Source organism: Nocardia sp. CA-151230 (genome assembly GCF_050942175.1).
In the GTDB taxonomy this organism is placed as follows: Bacteria; Actinomycetota; Actinomycetes; order Mycobacteriales; family Mycobacteriaceae; genus Nocardia.
Genome location: NZ_CP192061.1, coordinates 8,256,623 through 8,273,183 on the forward strand (window position 1 = coordinate 8,256,623; position 16,561 = coordinate 8,273,183).

The following is a 16,561-nucleotide window of genomic DNA, read 5'->3' on the forward strand; positions in this document are numbered from 1 at the left end:
ATGAGCTGCGCATGACCAATCCCCTTGGCGGTGGCGGTAACCGGCCACCGACCACACGTGTTCGTCCCTACGCGCTGACCTCCGGCCGCACCGAGCCGGCGGTGGAGCTACCGCTCGAGGCGGTCGTCGAAACCCTGTCCTACACCGCCCATTTCGACTGGCCGGCCGGTGACGTGCGCACCGAGATCCTGCGACTCGGTACCGCGCGGCTCTCGGTCGCCGAGATCGCGGCCCATCTGGGCCGGCCGCTGGGTATGGTGCGGGTCGTCATCGGCGATCTCGTCGTCGCCGGAACCCTGCGTGTGCATTCGACTTTGAGCGATCAGGCGACCTTCGACGAGCGCCGGTCACTAATGGAGAGGACACTGCATGGACTCCGCGCCCTATGACGGCGGAGGCTACCCCGGTGGCCCGCACGGGGCCCCCGGGTACACAACCGGGCAGTTCCCGAACCTGGCGCTGCAGTACCCGCCGCGACCGGGTGAGGAGTCTCGCACGGCCTCGACCAAGATCGTCGTAGCCGGCGGTTTCGGCGCCGGCAAGACCACCTTCGTGGGCGCGGTCTCGGAGATCGTGCCGCTGCGCACCGAGGCCATGGTGACCGGCTACTCCGACGGGGTCGACGACCTCGCCGCCACGCCGGGCAAGGAAACCACCACGGTGGCCATGGACTTCGGCCGCATCATCCTGCCCGGCAACCTGGTGCTGTACCTGTTCGGCACGCCCGGGCAGCGGCGGTTCTGGTTCATGTGGGACGACCTGATCCGCGGCGCCATCGGCGCGGTGGTGCTGGTCGACACCCGCCGCATCGAGGACAGCTTCGCGGCCGTGGACTTCTTCGAGGCCAAGTCGCTGCCGTTCCTGATCGCGGTCAACCGCTTCCCGGACGCGCCGCGCTTCCCGGTAACCGAACTCCGTGAGGCGCTCAGCGTGCGCGACGGCGTGCCGATCGTGGACATCGACGCGCGCGACCCGGCCGAGGTGCGCCGAGCACTGGCCGCCGTCACCGAGTACGCGATCGAACGGCTGACGGCCGCACAGCGCGAAACCGCGCCGCGCGGTTAGCGGTTCGCACGGCCAGGGTCGCAGCAGACGAAGACAGAGGTGTCGGGATGATCTACTTCTCCATGGGCTACTGGGTGCTGGCGCTGGCATTGATCGTGTCGTTCGCGGGCGCGGCATGCGGTCTGGCCTGCATTCGCCAGTCCACCAAGTCGGTGACCCAGCGGTTCCGGATCGTGTGGCTGTTCGTGGCGGCGGTGTCCATCGGCGGCGTCGGCGTCGCCATGCCGGTCTTCGTGTCGATGCTCGGCTTCGACGTGCGGGGCAGCCAGCTGCGCTACGACAACGTCTCCATCACCCTGTTCTCGGTGCTGTCGGCGGCCACCGTGTTCGCGGCGCTGCTCATCAACGGCCGGCAGCTGGTCTGGTGGCGGCTGCTGGTGGCGGCGGCCGTGATGGCCTTCGGTTTCGGTGACGTCCACCAGTTGCTGCTGGGCGCCATCCGGATTCAGGGCAGTGTCGATCGCAGCCTGGTGTCCTCGGTGGCGGTGTACGTCATCGCCTTCGTGCTCTCGGCGCTGATGCTGTGGTTCAGCCTGTGGGTCGGCTCGGTGCCGATGGTGCTGGTCGGCGCGGTGCTGTACGCGATCCTGGTGATCGGCATGCACTACGCCGGGCTGACCGGGCTCGAGGTGCACGTGGACCCGGCCGCGGCCACTCCGCGCGGAAACGTGCTGTTCAACTTCTTCGTGCCGACCTTCATCATCGGCACCCTGTCGCTGGCGATTCCGATCACGGCCATTCTGGTCGCGCCGGACCGGCGCGCGGCGCGGACCCCGATGAGGACCGCGGATCCGCAGGCGGCGCACGGCACTTCGCTGCAGGCGGCCTCGCAGCAGGCCGCGGCGCAGCAGGGTCCGCGGCGGCCGGAATCGGTGCGCTGAACGTTCTTTTCGCGGCGCGACCGTTCCTTCGCGGAGAGCGGTGACGAGCGAGTGGGTCCGGGGCCGGGTCGATGCCGATCGACCCGGCTCGACTCGTCTCCGGATCAGCCTGCGGCCGCGGGCGTCTCGGCGGTGGTGGGATCGAGCAGGCCGAACAGTTCGCCCTGCGGCGCGGCCATGATGGCCATCCGTCCGAAGGGTCCGTCGGTGGCGGACATGAGCACGGTCGCGCCCAGCTCCACGGCCCGGGTGAGGCCGGCGTCGATGCCCTCGAACTGGAACCAGGTCAGCCAGTAGGGCTGGGCGGCGGCCACGCCGTTGACGCTGTCGTCGTTGATGCCGCCGACCGACTCGGTCCCGCCGGGCGGGGTGAAGGTGGCGTAGCGCACGGCCTCGTCGTCGAATTCGGTGAAGGTGAAGCCGAAGACCTCGCCGTAGAAGGCCTTGGCGGCAGCGAAATCGCCGGTGTGCAGGTCGTTCCAGACGTAGGCGCCGTGTTCGTTGTACACCGCCGCGCCGTCGTGCGCGCGGGCCTCCCAGACCGCGAAGGGCGCGCCGGAGGCGTCGGCGGCCACGAACATGCGACCGGACTCCATCACGTCGAAGGCCGGCACCAGCAGGCTGCCGCCCGCCGAGGTCACCTGCTCGGCGGCCTTGTCGGCGTCGGTGACCGCGAGGTACGTGGTCCACACCGACGGCACCCCGGCTTCCGGCTTGGGTCCGATGCCCGCCACCGCGTGTCCGTCGCGCAGGGCCATGAGGTATCCCCCGGCGTCCTCGCCGCCACCTTGCATGTCCCAGCCGAAGAGCGCGGCGTAGAACTCACCGGCCTTGGCCGGATCGTCGACCTGACAGTCGACCCAGCACGGTGTTCCCGGGGGCCAGGCCTCATTGCGTATCGGCATCGGTCATCACCTTTCCGACTCAGTTGTCGTGTTCGCTCATAGCCGATCAGTCAACCACCGCAATCCGGCACAGTCGGCGTGTCCGCCGAATTACAGTGGGAACCATGCGTTTCGGGCTGGACTACGCCGCAGGTCGTCCCGCGCCGAGTGCCATCAGGGCGGCCGGATACGACTTCGTCATCCGCTACCTGTCCGATGGGGGGCCCACCCTGCCGGGCAAGCTCCTCACTCCCGCCGAGGCGGACGGCCTGCGCGCACAGGGCATTTCCATCGTCTCCAACTGGGAGACCACCGCCGCCCGCATGCTCGACGGCTACGGCGCCGGCGTCACCGATGCGCGCGCCGCGCTGGCCCAGGTGCTGCGCTGCGGGGGCCGGGCCGACCGCCCCATCTACTTCTCCGCCGATTTCGACGCCACCCCGCAGCAGCAGGTGCCCATCGACGCCTACCTGGACGGCGCGGCCAGCGTCATCGGACGCGCGAATGTCGGGATCTACGGCGGATATTGGCCGGTGAGCCGGGCGCTGGACGACGGGACCGCGACCTGGGCGTGGCAGACGGTGGCCTGGTCCGGCGGGAATATCGATCCGCGTATCGCCATCTACCAGACCGGCGAGCAGGTCACGGTCGACGGCGTGCAATGCGATGTGAACCAAACCGACCGAGCCGACTTCGGCCAGTGGGATGTGGAAACGGAGGAACCCGACTTGACTCCCGAACAGGACGAGGTGTTGCGCGACATCCAGACTCAGCTGCGCGGTCCCGGTCTGAACGGCTGGCCGCAGCTGGGCACCGATGCCCAGGGCCGCGACCGGACGGTGGTGGACGGGCTGGCGGCCGCACTCGCGCAGATCGACGAACTGCGTACCGAGATCAGCGATCTGGAGACCACGACGGCCGAGCTCAAGGACGAGGTGGCGCGGCTGTCGGGCCAGCATCGCTGGCCGTTCCCCTTCTCACTGGTGGAGGGTCCGGCGACGGCGATCGCCGATCAGCTGGCAAAGCTCGAGCAGCTGCTGCCCGGAGTGCCGCTGCCCGGCTGGGGCACCGGCCCGAACGGCCATCCGGCCGCCGCGGGACAAGCTCCGGCGGAGCAGCAGCCGAAAGCGGTATCCGACAGTTGATTTGGCCGATTTGTCGGATTTATTCCGGCACACGTCCGACGACCGACCGGACCGCACGTTACTGCGGAACAGTGCGTGAACTGGCGTGAAAGCGAGCCTGAACCGGCCCTGAAGTGGCGATGAGCGGGTTCTTCTGTGATCAGAAGAACCCGCCCTCAAGGCACGAGAATACCGTCGCCAGGCTACGAGTTCACAACTTCGGGGAAACTTTTTCGCACTCGAGCAACATTCGCACGACCGAGCCCGGCCCGGGTAACGCTCGAGCAGATCCCTGGTGGGACAGCAACTTCGGGGCTATTGTCGGGCTTGTCCGATCTTCTTGCTCTGATTCCCCACCGGATCTCAGCGCCGGCCCGGATCGATCAGCCCGCGTTCGACCGCCCGCGCGATCCGGCGCGGCACCCGGTGCACCACTCCCCCGACCACGACCGGCACCAGATCCGGCGGCGTCGCCTTCCATTGCGAGCGGCGGCTGCGCGTATTCGCCCGCGACATCCTGCGTTTCGGGACGGCCATCAGCCGTTCTCCTTTCCCGTCGTCGAATGACGTTCGCCGCGAACGCGTTTGCCGTAGCGGCGCTCGAACTTCTCCACCCGGCCCGCGGTGTCGAGCACCCGCTGATTGCCGGTCCAGAACGGGTGGGAATCGGAGGTCACGTCCACCACCAGCAGCGGGTAGGTATTGCCGTCCTCCCACTCGATGGTGCGGGTGGAGACCGCGGTGGACCGAGTCAGGAAGCACCGGCCGGTGCTCACGTCCTGGAAGACCACCGGATGGTAGTCGGGGTGAATTCCCTGTCGCATCAGTTCACCTTTCGTTGTTGCGAGTCATGCCGTCCCCGGCGACGGGTGTCGACCGGGTGCTGTCGCAGGGTTCCTCGTGCTGATCGCCGAACGGGTCGGCCCACAGTGCGACCCGTTCGGGCGCGAAGCGCATCTGACGCAGTTCGTCCTCGTCCACCAGCGCCCCGTGCAGCGCGTGGCGGACCTCCTCGGGATCGGCGTCGGCGACCAGGACCACCACCGAGGTGTGGCGGTCGCCGAAATGCTCGTGCCAGCGCAACGAGGCCAGCGCGCGCCGCTCCGGATCCACTTCGTCCAGTTCCCCGGATGCCATGGCCGCCAGCCACTTTCCCGCGCCGCCGACCCGCAGCCCGCCACCCGCCGACTCCAGCCACACCACCTCGTCCGGCTGGGTGGCCAGCCAGACCCGGCCCCGGGCGCTCACCACGCCGTCCAGCAGCACGTCGATGGCCGAGTGCAGCCGATCGGGGTGAAAGGGGCGGTCGGTGGCGAATTCCACCAGTGCCACACCGCAATCCGGCTCCAGCGGCGGACCGCCGGCCAGCAGCGGGGCGTGCGGATCGAAGGGTGCGCCGCGGCGCGCGTCCGCGGGTACCCGCCGCAGCAGCCAGGCCAGGTCGTCCGCGCCCAGGGCAGGCGGCCCGGACACCCAGGCGACCGGGGCGCGCGGGGCCAGCCGAGCCAGCACGGCGGCGGTGCGCTCGCGGTCCAGGAGATCGGCGTCGCCGTCGAAAACCACCAGGGCATCGGCGAATTCGACCTGGCCGACGGCCAGTTGCGCCACTGTGCGCTCGTCCTCGGCGGTGGCGTGGCCGCGTTCGGACAGCGTCTCGTCGCCGGTGGCGTCGGCCAGCCAGTCGCGGGCGTCGACACAGGTGAGGACGGTGTCGACGCGCACGCTGCGCCCGGCCGGGCCGTCCACCCGGCCGACCACGCCGGTCACCGTCACGTCGGCGATTGCCTGGCACACCGCCTCCGCCTCGAAGGCCGGATCCAGCGCGAGCACGATGCGCCGCACCGAATCCCGATCGGCCAGCAGACACAGGTAGGGCAGCAGGTCGGCGCGCAAGGTGCAGGAGACGCAGCCGTGCGCGAGTTCCAGCACGGTGACCTGTTCACGGCCGTCGTGCCGGACGATGCGGCGCACCACGCCGTGGTGCAGTTCGCTCAGATCGTGGCGGACCACCACGGTTCCGGGTGCGGCGCCGAGCAGGCGCGCGGACCGCTCCACGCCGTCGGCGGCGCGGCCGGGGAGTCCGGCGAGGACGAGCACGGGCTTGCGTTGGGACGCCACCGGTCCCCCTTTCGACAATGATTTTCAATTACCGAGGACCGAGGGTACCGTGGAATAGATTCGTTGTCGAAAACGATTGTCATGAACGTCTACCACCGGAAGGGAGTGCCCATGTCGGCCATCTGCCAGGTCACCGGCCGCAAGCCGGGCTTCGGCAAGTCCGTATCGCACTCGCACAAGCGGACCAACCGGCGCTGGGACCCCAATATCCAGCGCAAGACCTACTACCTGCCCAGCGAGGACCGGCGCATCACGCTGACCGTCTCCGCGAAGGGCATCAAGACCATCGACCGCGACGGCATCGAGGCAGTGGTAGCCCGGTTGCGCGCCCGCGGCGAGAAGATCTGAAAGGGAAACGATGGCATCGAAATCGACCGACATCCGGCCCGTCGTCAAGCTGAAGTCCACGGCCGGGACCGGCTACACCTACGTCACCCGTAAGAACCGGCGCAACGATCCCGACCGGATGATCCTGAAGAAGTACGACCCGGTCGCCCGCAGGCACGTCGACTTCCGCGAGGACCGGTGACGTGGCCAAGAAATCGAAGATCGCCAAGAACGAAGCGCGCAAACTCGTCGTGGCACGGTGGGCGCAGCGGCGCGCGGAATTGAAGGAGATCATCCGCAAACCGGCGAGCAGCGACACCGAACGGGCGGCCGCGCAGGCCGCCCTGCAGAAACTGCCGCGGGATGCCAGTCCGGTACGATTGCGCAATCGGGACGCCGCGGACGGACGCCCGCGTGGTCATCTCCGCAAGTTCGGCCTCTCGCGCGTGCGCGTTCGCGCGATGGCCCATCGAGGAGAGCTGCCCGGTGTGCACAAATCGAGCTGGTAAGCATCCACGATTCGTGAGTGAGGAACCGCTGACATGGCAGTGAAGCGAGCACCGTCGAAGAAGGTCCGTGCAGAGCAGGCCCGTCGCCCGAAGAAGAATCCCCTGATCGCCGCCGGCGTCGAGATCGTCGACTACAAGGATGTGAACCTGCTCCGCACGTTCATCTCCGACCGCGGCAAGATCCGCAGCCGCCGCGTGACGGGGCTGACCCCGCAGCAGCAGCGCCAGGTCGCGGTCGCCGTCAAGAACGCTCGCGAGATGGCTCTGCTGCCCTTCACGAGCCGATAGCGATCACCTGAGACGACGAAAAGAAAAGCGGCTCCGATGCTTTCGCATCGGAGCCGCTTTCTTTGATCCCAAAATCCTTGGCGTAGAGCCGATTACGGGATGGTCAGCACCTGGCCGGGCTGGATGAGGTCCGGGTTGTCGATGCCGCTGGCGTCGGCGATCTCCTGGTAGCGGTTGCCGTCGCCGTAGAAGCGCTCGGCGATGGCCCACAGGGTGTCACCCGGCTCGACGGTGTAGGTCTGGGCGGCGGGCGGCGGCGGGGGCACGTCCTCGACGACCGCGGCGGCCTGGACCTGGACCGGCTCCGGCGCGGGGAGCGGGTTGTCGGTGTTGGTGCCCGACGACCACACCGCGCCACCGTCGGAGCCGTACAGCACCACATTGCGGTCGGGCTGGACGACCAGGCGGTCCACGCTCTTGCCATTGGTCTCGGTGGACCAGGCGGCGCCGTCCTCCTTGTAGAGAACGAAGTTGCCGTCGTCTTGCAGGGTGGCCCGGACGACGCCCTGGCCGTTGGTGCCGGTGGCCCACACGACATTGCCGCCAGGTTCGGACAGCACCAGGTTGCCATCATCTTGCAGAGTCAGGGTGTAGGCACCGCCTTGCAGCGCCTCTCCACGACCGAGTTCTTCGCCGACCTTCAACGAGTCGCCCACGGTGCGTCCTTTCGGGAGGGGTGATCTGAGATAAGCCGATGGCGCGGAACTGCATTCGCACATCTGTCACGACACTACCGATCCGGCGCCGGTCACCGCACGGTTACGCGCCGGTTCTGCGAAGATTTCGGCGTGTCTTCGCCAGAAATTCGCCAGGGGGTCGAAACCGGCGCGTGAGCCTGCCGTGCGGTCGCGGACACTAGGGTGTCAGCCATGTACGGGACACGGGGACGCCGCCTGATCGCTGCCGCCGCAGCCACTCTGATCGGGCTCACCATCACGGCGTGCGGAAGCACGGAAAGCACTGGCGACCAATCGAAGACCAGCGGCGCCGCGACCAGCACCAGGACCACGCCCACCGAGGCGCCCAGCGGGCAGATCGGACGCGCGTTCACGGCGGATCCGAGTATCGTCAGCCCACACGGCATTTCGTTCGACAGCTGGACCCGGGTCGCACCCGACCGGATCGCGGTCAACTTCCAGACCGGATCCCCCGAGTGCTACGGCGTGAATGCCACTGTCACCGAAACCTCCTCGACCGTCACCGTCGACCTGAAGTCCGGCACCCTGCCCGACGCGGTCGGCAAGATGTGCACCATGATCGCCGTCTTCGGCACCCTCGAAATCCAGCTGAAGTCCCCGCTGGGTGATCGAAAAGTCCTCAGCGCCACCTAGTTCCCGGCACTGCGGCCGAGGCGGTCCGCCACGCGACAGGGCCCGGATCGATGTATGATCCGGGCCCCTGCCCCGATGTTGTTGTCCCGCTGTACGACTCGCGTCAGCGGGGGCTCACACGCTCAGTGCGCGAAGTGCCGGGAACCGGTCAGGTACAGGGTCACTCCGGCCTCACGGCACAGCTCGATGGTGTCCTTGTCACGGATCGAACCGCCCGGGTGCACGATGGCGCGCACGCCGGCGGCCACCAGGATCTGCGGGCCGTCCGAGAACGGGAAGAACGCGTCCGAGGCCGCCACCGAGCCCTTGGCGCGGTCACCGGCCCGCTCCACCGCCAGCTTGCAGGAATCGACCCGGTTGACCTGACCCATGCCGACGCCGACGGCCGCGCCGTCATCGGCCAGCAGGATGGCGTTGGACTTCACGGCACGGCAAGCGCGCCAGGCGAATTCGAGATCGCGCAGGGTGGCCTCGTCGGCGGCCTCACCCGCGGCCAGCGTCCAGTTGGCGGCGCTGTCACCCGCGGCGTCGAGGATGTCGCGCTCCTGCAGCAGCACACCGCCGCTGACCGGACGCAGCTCCGCACCCTTGCGCTGGGCCGGCTCGGCCACCAGCACGCGCACGTTCTTCTTGCGCTGCAACACCTCGACCGCGCCATTGGCGTAGGACGGGGCCACGATCACCTCGGTGAAGATGTCGGCGACCTGCTCGGCCATCTCCACGGAGACCTCGCGGTTGGCCGCGATCACGCCGCCGTACGCCGAGACCGGGTCGGTGGCGTGCGCCTTGCGGTGCGCCTCGGCGATGTCCGCGCCGACCGCGATGCCGCACGGGTTGGCGTGCTTGATGACCGCCACGGCCGGCTCGTCGAAGTCGTAGGCGGCGCGCCAGGCGGCGTCAGCGTCGGTGTAGTTGTTGTACGACATCTCCTTGCCGTGCAACTGCTCCGCCTGCGCCAGCCCGACCGGGCCACCCTGGTTGGTGTACAGCGCGGCCGCCTGATGCGGGTTCTCGCCGTAGCGCAGCACATCCGCGCGCTGCCAGGTGCCGCCGATCCACTCCGGGAACTGCTGCGCGCCTTCGGATTCCGACGCGACGGCCGGGACCGCGACACTGGTCATCCAGCCGGCGACAGCCACATCGTAGGTGGCGGTGTGCTGGAATGCCTTGGCGGCCAACGCGGTCCGCTCGGCAAGGGTGAAACCGCCCTGCTGCACAGCGGCGATCACGTCGGCGTAGTCACCGGTGTTCACCACGACCGCGACCGACGGGTGGTTCTTGGCGGCGGCACGCACCATGGACGGACCGCCGATATCGATCTGCTCGACGCACTCGTCGACGCTCGCGCCGGACGCGACCGTCTGGGTGAACGGGTACAGGTTCACCACGACGAGCTGGAAGGCCTCGACGCCCAGCTCGACGAGCTGGTCGACGTGCTCCTCCTTGCGGGTGTCGGCCAGGATGCCGGCGTGCACCCGCGGGTGCAGCGTCTTGACCCGGCCGTCCAGGGTCTCCGGGAAACCGGTCAGGTCTTCGACCTTGGTGACCGGAATGCCGGCGTCGGCGATCTTGCCGGCGGTCGAGCCGGTCGACACCAGCTCCACGCCCGCATTGTGCAGACCGGTGGCCAGTTCGATCAGACCGGTCTTGTCGTAGACGCTTACGAGGGCCCGCTTGATCGGCTTGCGTTCACTCACCGGAGAACTCGCTCATCTGGGATAACTGCCTTTCGTCCATCGGAGACAATGCCTCGGGTAGCGACAGCGGCGACGACCTCCGCCAGCAGCCGGCGCTCCACAACCTTGATGCGCTCGTGCAGGGTGTCCTCGTCGTCATCGGGCAGCACCGTGACCGCCTCCTGCGCCAGGATCGGCCCGGTGTCGACACCAGTGTCGACCAGATGCACGGTGGAACCGGTCACCCGCACGCCGTAGGCGAGCGCGTCCCGCACCCCGTGCGCGCCCGGGAAGGCGGGCAACAGCGCGGGATGGGTATTGATGATGCGACCGCCGAAACGGTCCATGAAAGCGGGGCCGAGAATCTTCATGAAGCCCGCGGACACCACCAGATCGGGTTCGAAGGCGGCGACCACCTCGGTGAGCGCGACATCCCATGCGGCGCGGTCCGGGAAATCGCCCAGCGCGACCTTGAACGACGAGACATCGAAGGCCTCGGCGTGCTCGGTGGCGGCACAATCGCGATCCACCCCGACGGCGACCACCGTGGCCGGATAACCCGGCTGCCGCGTCGCTTCCAGCAGCGAACGCAACAGGGATCCGGTGCCGGAAGCAAGCACCACGACGCTCGCGGGCGCGGTCGGCGGCAGCTGCGGGGCGGGCGTGGACGTCAGCGCACTACTCCCTGTCGATCGGAGCGGGATGGGGACGGCGGAAACGAACCCGCCGCCTCAAGCGTAACGACCGTCCACTTGCTACTTGTCCGGCAGGTCTCCCTCTACCACTTCCGCGTCGACGATGTCGGGGTTGCCGGTGGATTTCACAGCGGCATCGCCGGCGTACTCGTCCTGGTCGTCGACCAGTTCGGCGTCGAGGGCGCCGTCGAGATCCCGCTCGTCGTACCAGCCGCTCTCGTCGTCGTGGCCGGCGCCGGGTCGGGCGTAGCCGTCGGCCTCGTCGTCGAAATCCTCGTCGTAGTCGTCGTACTCGTCATCGTCGTAGTCATCGTCCGCGTACTCGACGTCGTCGTCCGCGTAGCCGCCCGCCTCGTCGTCGTAGTAGTCGTCCTCGTACTCGTCGTCATAGGCGTCGTCGAAGGCCGCGGGGGCCACCACGGCCGGCCCGCCGAACCACCGGGCGCCCAGCATGCCCACGTATCCGGCGATGGCCAGCCAGACGAACACCAGCACCGCGCCCCACGCATTCGGCGCGATCCGGCCGAAGGTGCCCAGCTCGCCCCCGGCCACCACGTCCAGCAGCGCCACCACGACGGCCGCCACCCCGGCGGCGGTCAGCGTCGCCCAGGGCGCGGTCGCCCGATCATGCGAGGTGCGACCACAATCCAGGCCCGACAACACCCCGATCGCCGCGGGCGCGAGGAGCAGCACCAGCCACCACATCGCCACCGGACCCGACGGCACCGTGGCCGCCACCGGCACCGCGGGCACCGGCGCGCCCTGAATCGCGAACAGGCTCAACGATCCCGGGCCGATCTGTACCTGACCGCCGGCCAGCACGCCCACCGCGTCGACCGCGACATTCGGCAGGTAGGCCAGCGACAGCAGCGTCAAACCCAGTGCGCCGACCGCGTTTCCGGCCGCATGGTAGGTGTCGCCGAGGCGGGACCAGTGCAGCAGGAACGACACCACGGTCACCGCGGTCGCCGTCAGCAGCAGGCGGCCCACCGCCCGCAACCCCGCCCGGAAACCGGGAACCACCCAGTCCGGCAAGGGAATCGGCAGCAGATCGGCGAAGTCGCGCCAGCGCCGCGAACCGATGCCCACGAGCGCCGCCAGCAGATTCAGCCCGAGCACCCAGGCGAAGGCGGCCAGGGTGTCCGGCGGCTGCAGCGACACCACCGCCGCCGCGTCCTCGGCCACCGCGAGGCACACCGCGGTGATCAGCAGCGGGCCGCCCACCGCGGCACCGACCACCCAGCCCAGATCGACGGTCTCGCACTCGGGCCCGGCGGCCTGCGCGCTGTCCCGCGCCACCAGCCACAGCATGAACAGGGTCGGCGCCAGCGGCCACAGCCCGATCCCGGTCTTACCGATCACCAGCGGAACCTGGTGCACCGCAAGCCAGCTCGCGGCGATGGCGCCCGACGAACCGCTCATCCCGCTGCCCGCCGCGATCAGGGTGGCGTACACCAGCACGAAGATCACCAGCAGCGTGATGGCCGAGGCGCGCGCGGCGACCAGCATCAGCACCCGGGCGCGTTCCGGGGTCAGCGATCCGAAAGCCCCGCCGCCCCCGCCGCGCCGCCGGACCGGGGGCCGCGGCGGCTCCCGGAGATCGGGGTCGTTCAGGCGAGCCAGGGCATTCCTGGGGGCATTCATGGACATCCAGCGTGGCAGCATCTCGGAAACCGTAGGGTCAGGCGCGCCGGAACGAGTGGCGCGCTGGCAAAAGAGAACGGCCCCCGGTGACATACCGGAGGCCGCTCCTGACGGGAGGCGAAACTACTTGTCGTCCTGGCCCGGCCGGAAGGCCCGGGTGGCGTCCGCCGCCGGATCCGCCGCCTGCTCGCCGCCGAACGGCTGCGCCGGGCGCTGCGCCTGGGCGCCGAAATGCTGGGTCGCGTCCGCACTTCCGGCCGGCTGCTGCGGCGCGCCGTACGGCGACTGCTGGCCGTAACCGGGCTGGGCGGGCTGCTGGCCGTAGGACGGCGGCTGCTGGCCGTAGGTCGGCTGGGAACCGGTGCCGTAGCCCGCGGGCTGCTGACCGTAACCGGCCGGCTGACCGTAGGACGGCTGCTGGCCGTACCCGGCCGGCTGACCGAACGACGGCTGCTGCGGCTGCTGGCCGTAGCCGGCCTGCTGACCGAACGCCTGCTGCTGGTACTGCGGCCCGGTGGAGCTGAACGGCTGCTGCGGCTGCTGACCGTAACCGCCCTGCGGCGCGGCCGGTTTCGGCTCCGGCGCCTTCACGATGCCGAGTTCGAACAGCAGTGCCAGCACGGCCACCACGGCCTGCACGAAGGACAGGAACAGGATGACCCAGCCGCCCCACTTCAGCGTCACGCTGTCGCCGAGGTCGAAGGAGCCGAACAGGATGCCCAGGAACGCGCCGAACGAGGCGGCCGCCACGATGCCGGTGTTGCCGCTCTGCTTGGGCAGCAGCGACAGCCCGGCCAGCAGACCCGCGATCAGCAGGATCGTCACCAGCGCCGCGGAGCCGGTGCTCTCGAACAAGCTGAAGCTGGTGTCACCACCGACCCGGGTGTTGCCGATCTCGACGGCCTTGGTGCCGATATAGGGCGCGAAGCCGAGCAGGAAATTGATGACGCCGAGCGCGGCCACACCCACGGCCAGGAAGAACGGCAGGCCCTTGCCCGCAACGGGCGACGTACCCGACCCGGCAACAGGAGCGCCCGTGGGCTGCGAGCCGTAGCCGGGTACGGAGGAGGGCGTCGGCTGGGGCGCGTTGTATCCCGAGCCCCCGGTCGGGTATGACATGTCGTCGTCTCCTATCGAGTCGTTCACGAACCTTCACCGACGCTACTGCACTCGACGGTCGCGGGCACCATCTACCACCAGCCGTGGCCCGACCGCAATACCCGAATCGGCGCAGTGCACGACCGCGTTACCCGGCCCGTCGCACCCGCAAACCCCCACCCCCGGCCGGGTTCGTCACAGTCCCGCGAATCACGAAGGCCGCCTGTCGAATTCGACAGGCGGCCTTCGTGTTCAGCCTTCATACGGGCAGCACCCGCACAACTCTCGGCCTGTGCCCCACTGCCGTCGGGCAGTGGGGCACGAGAACCATCAAGCGCTGATGCTCGCCTTCTCCAGGATCTCGCGCGCCAGGGCGGCGGTCTCGGACGGGGTCTTGCCGACCTTCACGCCCGCGGCCTCGAGGGCGTCCTTCTTGGCCTGGGCGGTACCGGCGGAGCCGGAGACGATGGCGCCGGCGTGGCCCATGGTCTTGCCCTCCGGCGCGGTGAAGCCCGCGACGTAGCCGACGACCGGCTTGGTGACGTTGGCCTGGATGTAGGCCGCGGCCCGCTCCTCGGCGTCGCCGCCGATCTCGCCGATCATGACGATGAGCTTGGTCTCCGGGTCCTTCTCGAACGCCTCGATGGCGTCGATGTGGGTGGTGCCGATGACCGGGTCGCCGCCGATGCCGATGGCGGTGGAGAAACCGAAGTCCCGCAGCTCGTACATCATCTGGTAGGTCAGGGTGCCGGACTTGGAGACCAGGCCGATCGGGCCCTTGCCGGTGATGTTGGCCGGGGTGATGCCGACCAGCGACTCACCCGAGGTGATGATGCCGGGGCAGTTCGGGCCGATGATGCGGGTCTTGTTGCCCTTGTCCACGTTGTAGGCCCACGCGTAGGCGGTGTCCTGCACCGGGATGCCCTCGGTGATGACCACGAGCAGCGGGATCTCCGCGTCGATGGCCTCGATGATGGCGTCCTTCGAGAAGGCCGGGGGAACGAACGCGATGGAGGTGTCCGCGCCGGTCTTCTCCATGGCCTCGGCGACGGTCGCGAAGACCGGCAGCTCGACCTCGTTGCCCTGGGCGTCGACGTGCTTGACGGTGGTGCCCGCCTTGCGCGCGTTGACACCGCCGACCACGTTGGTGCCCGCCTTCAGCATCAGGGCGGTGTGCTTGGTGCCCTCGCCGCCGGTGATGCCCTGGACGATGACCTTGTTGTCCTTGTTCAGGAAGATAGACATGTTGGTTCGTGTCCTTACTTGGCCGCAGCCAGCTCGGCGGCCTTGTCGGCGCCTTCGTCCATGGTCTGAGCGAGGGTCACCAGGGGGTGATTGGCGTCGACGAGGATCTTGCGACCCTCCTCGACCTTGTTGCCGTCGAGGCGGACGACCAGCGGCTTGTTGGCCTCGGCGCCCAGGATCTCCAGGGCCTGCACGATGCCGTTCGCGACCGCGTCACAGGCGGTGATGCCGCCGAAGACGTTCACGAACACCGACTTGACCTGCTCGTCGTTGAGGATGACGTCCAGGCCCGCGGCCATGACGGCGGCCGAAGCGCCACCGCCGATGTCGAGGAAGTTGGCGGGCTTGACGCCGCCGTGGTTCTCACCGGCGTAGGCGACGACGTCCAGGGTCGACATGACCAGGCCGGCGCCGTTGCCGATGATGCCGACCTCGCCGTCGAGCTTCACGTAGTTGAGGTCGTTCTGCTTGGCCTTGAGCTCGAGCGGGTCGGTGGCGTCGATGTCCGCGAACTCGGCGTGGTCGGGGTGACGGAACTCGGCGTTCTCGTCCAGGGTCACCTTGCCGTCGAGGGCGAGGATCTCGTCGTTGGGGGTACGCACCAGCGGGTTGACCTCGACCAGGGTCGCGTCCTCCTTGATGAACACCTCCCACAGCTTCTGGATGGTCACCGCGGCGGCGTCGAGGATGTCGGCGGGCAGGTGGCCCTGCTCGGCGATGGAACGGGCGAAGGCCAGGTCCACGCCCTTGACGGCGTCGACCGGCACCTTGGCCAGGCGGTCCGGCTTGGTGGCGGCCACCTCCTCGATCTCCATGCCACCCTCGACCGAGCACATGGCCAGGTAGGTGCGGTTGGAGCGATCGAGCAGGAAGGAGATGTAGTACTCCGAGGCGATGTCCTTGGCCTCGGCAACCAGGATCTTCTTGGTGATGTGGCCCTTGATGTCCAGGCCCAGGATGTTCTGCGCGTGGGTGAAGGCGTCGTCGGGGGTGGCGGCGTACTTCACGCCACCGGCCTTGCCGCGGCCACCGACTTTGACCTGCGACTTGATCATCACCGGCTTGCCGATTTCTTCCGCGATCGCACGGGCGTCCTCGGCCGAGTCCGTGACGCGGCCCTCCGACGAAGGCACTCCGTGCTTCACGAAGAGTTCCTTCGCCTGATATTCGAAGAGATCCATGTACTCACCGTCTCGTCTGCGTTGTTGTGACAACGTCTTGGTTGGCGGCCCGTCGTCGGAGGCGGGTCGGCTCGGACTCTAATCAGTCACATGGAGCGGAAATCAGCCGCATACAGCCTAAGTGGCGCAGGTCACGGTACTGTCTCCGCGATCCCAAAACCCCTCGTCAATGCTACTCATCGGTAGCTTGTTGACACCGCGCCAGGTGGGACACACGAATCCCGGAGAGTGCCGCTGGGTACTACGTTGCGTCGTCGGCAAACCTCACCCGGTTACCCGAAGCACAGTGAGCACATTCCCGCTCGGAACGTGATCAATATCACACCAGCGTGTCGAACCAAGTCCATCGCTTGCTGAGCCGCAATCGTTTCGTTACCGTCGTTGCGGTCGATGTCACAACCCGGTCACGGACAGGAGGACGGCAGGCTTGACGCAGCACAGCGCTCCCCAGGAAATGAGCCGCTCCGCAGGCGACTTGTCGGCCCCGCAGCACTC

General features: G+C 68.5%; 20 protein-coding genes. 9 read left to right on the plus strand and 11 right to left on the minus strand.

The window, feature by feature from the left end; translation table 11 throughout:
* Positions 1–11: 11 nt before the first annotated feature.
* The 3 genes from ACQP1O_RS38845 to ACQP1O_RS38855 are packed head-to-tail and all read left to right on the plus strand — an operon-like array spanning position 12 to position 1,946.
* Positions 12–389 (plus strand): DUF742 domain-containing protein, encoded by a 378-nt coding sequence (locus ACQP1O_RS38845; RefSeq protein ID WP_040812792.1) that lies wholly within the window; start codon positions 12–14, stop codon positions 387–389.
* Positions 370–1,065 (plus strand): GTP-binding protein, encoded by a 696-nt coding sequence (locus tag ACQP1O_RS38850; protein WP_433563285.1) that lies wholly within the window; start codon positions 370–372, stop codon positions 1,063–1,065. Before ACQP1O_RS38845 ends, ACQP1O_RS38850 begins: the two co-directional genes overlap by 20 nt.
* 47 nt (positions 1,066–1,112) lie before the next feature.
* Positions 1,113–1,946, plus strand: a complete 834-nt coding sequence (locus ACQP1O_RS38855) for an MHYT domain-containing protein (RefSeq protein WP_433563286.1) — start codon at positions 1,113–1,115, stop codon at positions 1,944–1,946.
* A 104-nt stretch (positions 1,947–2,050) separates the two neighbouring features.
* Here the strand turns inward: ACQP1O_RS38855 and ACQP1O_RS38860 are convergent, their stop codons facing one another.
* The gene (locus ACQP1O_RS38860; protein ID WP_433563287.1) at positions 2,051–2,851 is read right to left on the minus strand and encodes a VOC family protein; all 801 of its coding nucleotides are present in this window, start codon (positions 2,849–2,851) and stop codon (positions 2,051–2,053) included.
* A 104-nt stretch (positions 2,852–2,955) separates the two neighbouring features.
* Between ACQP1O_RS38860 and ACQP1O_RS38865 the strand changes: the two genes are divergently transcribed.
* Positions 2,956–3,975 carry a DUF1906 domain-containing protein gene (locus ACQP1O_RS38865; protein WP_433563288.1) on the plus strand — a complete coding sequence of 340 codons (1,020 nt, stop codon included), beginning with the start codon at positions 2,956–2,958 and terminating at the stop codon, positions 3,973–3,975.
* Between the two features lie 342 nt (positions 3,976–4,317).
* Here ACQP1O_RS38865 and rpmF read toward each other — a convergent pair whose 3' ends face one another.
* The 3 genes from rpmF to mrf are packed head-to-tail and all read right to left on the minus strand — an operon-like array spanning position 4,318 to position 6,072.
* Positions 4,318–4,491 carry a 50S ribosomal protein L32 gene (gene rpmF / locus ACQP1O_RS38870; protein WP_433563289.1) on the minus strand — a complete coding sequence of 58 codons (174 nt, stop codon included), beginning with the start codon at positions 4,489–4,491 and terminating at the stop codon, positions 4,318–4,320.
* The gene (locus ACQP1O_RS38875) at positions 4,491–4,778 is read right to left on the minus strand and encodes a type B 50S ribosomal protein L31 (RefSeq protein ID WP_433563290.1); all 288 of its coding nucleotides are present in this window, start codon (positions 4,776–4,778) and stop codon (positions 4,491–4,493) included. The genes rpmF and ACQP1O_RS38875 overlap by 1 nt, the downstream gene beginning before the upstream one ends.
* 4 nt (positions 4,779–4,782) lie before the next feature.
* Positions 4,783–6,072: a ribosome hibernation factor-recruiting GTPase MRF gene (gene mrf / locus ACQP1O_RS38880; RefSeq protein WP_433563291.1), complete on the minus strand. Its 1,290-nt coding sequence runs from the start codon at positions 6,070–6,072 to the stop codon at positions 4,783–4,785.
* 111 nt (positions 6,073–6,183) lie between these two features.
* Here mrf and rpmB point away from each other — a divergent pair, with 111 nt between their 5' ends.
* From rpmB to rpsR, 4 genes are read left to right on the plus strand one after another with little or no spacing between them, the layout of a single operon-like run.
* Complete coding sequence (gene rpmB / locus ACQP1O_RS38885; protein ID WP_402766585.1) at positions 6,184–6,420, plus strand: 50S ribosomal protein L28; 237 nt, start codon at positions 6,184–6,186, stop codon at positions 6,418–6,420.
* A 10-nt stretch (positions 6,421–6,430) separates the two neighbouring features.
* A complete protein-coding gene (rpmG, locus tag ACQP1O_RS38890) occupies positions 6,431–6,601 on the plus strand; it encodes a 50S ribosomal protein L33 (protein ID WP_354836290.1) in 171 nt (56 codons plus the stop codon).
* Position 6,602: 1 nt separating this feature from the next.
* Positions 6,603–6,908, plus strand: a complete 306-nt coding sequence (gene rpsN, locus ACQP1O_RS38895) for a 30S ribosomal protein S14 (protein ID WP_354836292.1) — start codon at positions 6,603–6,605, stop codon at positions 6,906–6,908.
* A 33-nt stretch (positions 6,909–6,941) separates the two neighbouring features.
* Positions 6,942–7,196: a 30S ribosomal protein S18 gene (rpsR, locus tag ACQP1O_RS38900; RefSeq protein WP_433563292.1), complete on the plus strand. Its 255-nt coding sequence runs from the start codon at positions 6,942–6,944 to the stop codon at positions 7,194–7,196.
* 92 nt (positions 7,197–7,288) lie between these two features.
* Here the strand turns inward: rpsR and ACQP1O_RS38905 are convergent, their stop codons facing one another.
* A complete protein-coding gene (locus tag ACQP1O_RS38905; protein WP_433563293.1) occupies positions 7,289–7,852 on the minus strand; it encodes a LysM peptidoglycan-binding domain-containing protein in 564 nt (187 codons plus the stop codon).
* A 213-nt stretch (positions 7,853–8,065) separates the two neighbouring features.
* Here ACQP1O_RS38905 and ACQP1O_RS38910 point away from each other — a divergent pair, with 213 nt between their 5' ends.
* Positions 8,066–8,527 (plus strand): hypothetical protein, encoded by a 462-nt coding sequence (locus ACQP1O_RS38910; RefSeq protein ID WP_433563294.1) that lies wholly within the window; start codon positions 8,066–8,068, stop codon positions 8,525–8,527.
* Positions 8,528–8,649: 122 nt separating this feature from the next.
* On the opposite strand, the gene purH is transcribed toward ACQP1O_RS38910, so the two are convergent.
* From purH to sucC, 6 genes are all read right to left on the minus strand, one after another.
* Positions 8,650–10,224 carry a bifunctional phosphoribosylaminoimidazolecarboxamide formyltransferase/IMP cyclohydrolase gene (purH, locus tag ACQP1O_RS38915; RefSeq protein WP_433563295.1) on the minus strand — a complete coding sequence of 525 codons (1,575 nt, stop codon included), beginning with the start codon at positions 10,222–10,224 and terminating at the stop codon, positions 8,650–8,652.
* A complete protein-coding gene (purN, locus tag ACQP1O_RS38920) occupies positions 10,221–10,853 on the minus strand; it encodes a phosphoribosylglycinamide formyltransferase (protein WP_433567938.1) in 633 nt (210 codons plus the stop codon). Before purN ends, purH begins: the two co-directional genes overlap by 4 nt.
* Before the next feature lie 105 nt (positions 10,854–10,958).
* Positions 10,959–12,542 (minus strand): cell division protein PerM, encoded by a 1,584-nt coding sequence (locus ACQP1O_RS38925; RefSeq protein WP_433563296.1) that lies wholly within the window; start codon positions 12,540–12,542, stop codon positions 10,959–10,961.
* Between the two features lie 123 nt (positions 12,543–12,665).
* On the minus strand, positions 12,666–13,661 hold the full coding sequence (locus ACQP1O_RS38930; RefSeq protein WP_433563297.1) for a DUF5336 domain-containing protein: 996 nt from the start codon (positions 13,659–13,661) through the stop codon (positions 12,666–12,668).
* A 309-nt stretch (positions 13,662–13,970) separates the two neighbouring features.
* Entirely contained in the window at positions 13,971–14,885 is a 915-nt protein-coding gene (sucD, locus tag ACQP1O_RS38935) for a succinate--CoA ligase subunit alpha (protein WP_433563298.1), read from the minus strand.
* Between the two features lie 14 nt (positions 14,886–14,899).
* Entirely contained in the window at positions 14,900–16,066 is a 1,167-nt protein-coding gene (sucC, locus tag ACQP1O_RS38940) for an ADP-forming succinate--CoA ligase subunit beta (protein ID WP_154789973.1), read from the minus strand.
* Positions 16,067–16,561: the final 495 nt, after the last annotated feature.